The sequence below is a fragment of the Psychrobacter sp. FME13 genome (assembly GCF_014861395.1).
GTDB lineage: Bacteria > Pseudomonadota > Gammaproteobacteria > Pseudomonadales > Moraxellaceae > Psychrobacter.
The window spans coordinates 1-3,400 of the sequence record NZ_RRYV01000223.1; the positions used below are offsets into that span (position 1 = coordinate 1).

Sequence of the window (3,400 nt, forward strand, 5' to 3'; positions counted from 1 at the left end):
CTGATAAAGGGTATATCAGCCCGAGTCTGACATCGTACTACGACGCTCAAGGAGTAGATTTACAAACGCCACTCAGAGCTAATATGAAAGAAGATAGACCCAAACCTGTGGTAAGACGGCTAATGAAAGCCCGCCGTATCGTTGAAACAGTCATTGGTCAGTTATCAGAACGATTTAATATACAAAAGGTACGAGCAAGAGATTTATGGCATTTGTCTCATCGATTGATTCGTAAGATTCTGTCGCATAATCTGTGCTTTGTACTCAATAAAAAACTTGGTAACCCGCCTCTTCAGTTTGATTTGCTTATTTCAAGTTGAGAGTGGGGTTTATCTAGGTACTTTTTATCGTCATGTTTATACCAGTCAATAAAGTTAGATGAAATATCTGCTCAGTAATAGATGTGGTTTGTTATATATTCAGTTAAACCGTGTCACTTTCTAGTAGTGTTCGTGATAAGTATCAGTTTGGTTGTCGTGGTCTAAGATATAGTCAAATCCATATAAATCCGCTACATCGTCATCCTCGCTGACCATACTAATGTATAGCTTGCACTCGGTTTCCTTGTATCGAAATTATTTGAACTCAACTATACAATACAGCTTATATCCGTACTGTTTTACTTTATTGTTATGACAGCAGCATTATTCAAGGTGCGATGACTGAGGCGTGTCATCAATCTGAACAATAATAAATATTAAATGGGCTAAAAATGGCTAAGTGTTTGCCAAACGGTGTTAAGTAGCTTGCTAATATCTTGATGTTATCTGCACTACTTTATTTGTTTGCTATTTATCTTATTTTTATCTCCATTTTTAAAATGAGGACACGCCCTAGCAGAGGCACTTGGTCATAGAAATATGGCGTCATATTTATGACGAAGTAGAGAGATGATTAATATACACAAAAAACAAAAGTCTCGGCAACCCAATGGCGAATGTCTTATACTAAGGGGCTTGATTTTTAGGCGGATGCCTTTATAAAGCAGCAGTAATATATCAGCACATACAATACGAAAACCCGCCAACGATCAATCAGTGAGGCAAGTATGAATAGCGTAGAAAGGCGAGCAATATTAGGCGTTGGTGGTATTTTTGCTTTGCGTATGGTCGGTCTATTTATGATTGTGCCGGTGTTTTCGGTATATGGAAACAATTATGTACATGCGACGCCTTTTTTGATTGGTTTAGCCGTTGGTATCTACGGGCTTGGGCAGGCTATTTTTCAAATACCGATGAGCCTCGCTGCTGATAAATTTCCACGTAAACCGATTATATTTTTAGGGTTAGTCTTGTTTGCTGTTGGCGGTATCATCGCGGCCAATGCGACAGATATTTTTGAGGTTATTATCGGTCGGGCGTTGGCAGGTAGTGGTGCGGTTTCTGCTGTGTTGATGGCATTACTGGCTGATGTGACTCGTGAGGAGATGCGAACTAAGGCCATGGCCATGATGGGTTTGACCATTGCTACTTCGATCATGATTGCTTTTGCCTTTGGTCCGCTGTTGGTTGGTACGCTTGGTATTTCAGGATTGTTTTGGCTTACAGCCGTGTTTGCTGTTTTAGCCATGCTACTATTATTGGTAGTACCAACGCCGCTACGAGTACTCAAGCATAATTTGGATAATAAATCGATTGGTCAGCAATTGGCCAGCGTGTTAAAAATTGGTGACTTAAATCGCTTACATATCGGTATTTTTGCCCTACATTTGACTATGACAGCAATCTTCGTTATTTTGCCACATCAATTGACAGAAGTGATGGGGCTGTCGGTACGTCAGCAGGGACTGGTTTATTTACCGTTGTTGTTGATCGGTTTTGCTGTTGCGATACCTTTTATTATCATCGCCGAAAAGAAAAGAAAAATGCGTCAGGTATTTTTGGGTGCGTTGGCATTAATAACAGCTGCTTTAGCCATACTCGCACTTGGCAGTCAGGTTGGTGTTGGTATTATACTCGGCTTATTATTGTATTTTATGGGCTTCAATCTCATTGAGGCGACCATTCCTTCGTGGATTTCTAAGCGCGCTCCAGTAGCAAATAAAGCCACGGCAATGGGTATAAACTCTTCTAGCCAGTTTTTTGGTGCGTTTGTCGGTGGGGCGATGGGCGGGTTTTTATTGAATCAACCTAATCTATTGGCGTGGGGTATATTGGCGCTCATTATAGGTGTCGCTTTGCTGCTTATTATACCGATTGCGCAGCCACCTTATTTATCAAGCACGACCGTCACTATTCCTAAAGACATCAATATGCAGGACTGGTCACGTCAGATGCTAGCAGTAGATGGCGTCGATGAACTAGTTGTGATGGCGAAAGAGCAAGTGGCGTATCTTAAATTAGATAAAACCCAGTTGACAGATATATCGCGACAAGAGTTGTCGCATCTAGCGCAAAGCCCTCTAGATATTTAAACAAAAATTGGTTAAAGTAAAATCATATTACTGATAGTATTAATATGCGGTGGACCAAACTGGCTCCATTAAATCATGATTAACACGATTCATTAAATTATTCATAAATAAAAGGACGGTACCATGCGCGGAGTTAATAAAGTCATCATTATTGGCAACCTTGGAGCAGATCCTGAGGCACGTCAATTTAATAACGGTGGTGGCGTGACCAATATTTCGGTTGCGACATCGGAGCAGTGGACGGACAAGCAAAGTGGTGAAAAACGAGAAGCGACGGAATGGCATCGTATTTCACTATTCAATCGTTTAGGTGAAATTGCTGCGCAGTATTTGCGTAAGGGTAGTAAAGTCTATATCGAAGGCAGCTTACGTACGCGTAAATATCAAGATCCCAACGGACAAGATCGTTATATCACCGAGATTCGTGCCGAACAAATGCAAATGCTAGATGGTGCAACTGGTGGTCAAGCTCAAGGGCAGGGTGGCAGCTATGGTAATCAAGGCGGTCAAAATCAGGGCTATGGCAATCAGAACGGCCAGAATAACTTTGGTCAGCAAGTCAATAATCAGCCCGCTCAACAAGGTGGCTACAATCAACCTAATGGCGGTCAGAACAACTTTGGCAATCAAGGCGCACCTGCTCAGCAAAACCAGTTTAATCCTCCAGCACAAAAACCTACACAACCTAAGCCTACTGCAATGCCAGACGGGCCAGTAGATGATGATATTCCATTTTGAGGAATACTTGATTAAGTAATGTTGATTAAGTTAGATAGAGCCTATGTGAATAGGCTCTTTTTTTATGTTTTATAATTAATCAGTAGTACGAATAATAGAGATTATATAGTCAAATCCATACAAATCGTCATATTCGCTGACCATACTAATGTATAGATTGGACTTGGTTGACTTATACTATAGTCAATCCTACTTAAAAATGTTATAAAATAATTAACAAATTCAATTGTTATTATAAAGACCATGACT

At 40.6% G+C, this 3,400-nt stretch carries 3 protein-coding genes; all 3 read left to right on the plus strand.

Translation table 11 applies throughout. The annotated features are described in order from the left end of the window. Window positions 1-320 (plus strand): transposase (locus tag EI164_RS15200; protein WP_318779513.1); only part of this gene is annotated, 320 nt, incomplete at its 5' end. 728 nt (window positions 321-1,048) lie between these two features. Then, window positions 1,049-2,413, plus strand: a complete 1,365-nt coding sequence (locus tag EI164_RS15205) for an MFS transporter (RefSeq protein WP_192520792.1) — start codon at window positions 1,049-1,051, stop codon at window positions 2,411-2,413. A gap of 123 nt (window positions 2,414-2,536) precedes the next feature. Further along, the gene (gene ssb, locus EI164_RS15210) at window positions 2,537-3,151 is read left to right on the plus strand and encodes a single-stranded DNA-binding protein (protein ID WP_192520794.1); all 615 of its coding nucleotides are present in this window, start codon (window positions 2,537-2,539) and stop codon (window positions 3,149-3,151) included. The last annotated feature ends 249 nt before the right edge of the window (window positions 3,152-3,400 follow it).

Excerpts from the sequence above, each read along its gene's own strand:
- ssb (WP_192520794.1), top strand. The coding sequence starts at position 2,537 with ATGCGCGGAGTTAATAAAGTCATCATTATTGGCAACCTTGGAGCAGAT.
- EI164_RS15205 (WP_192520792.1), top strand. The coding sequence starts at position 1,049 with ATGAATAGCGTAGAAAGGCGAGCAATATTAGGCGTTGGTGGTATTTTT.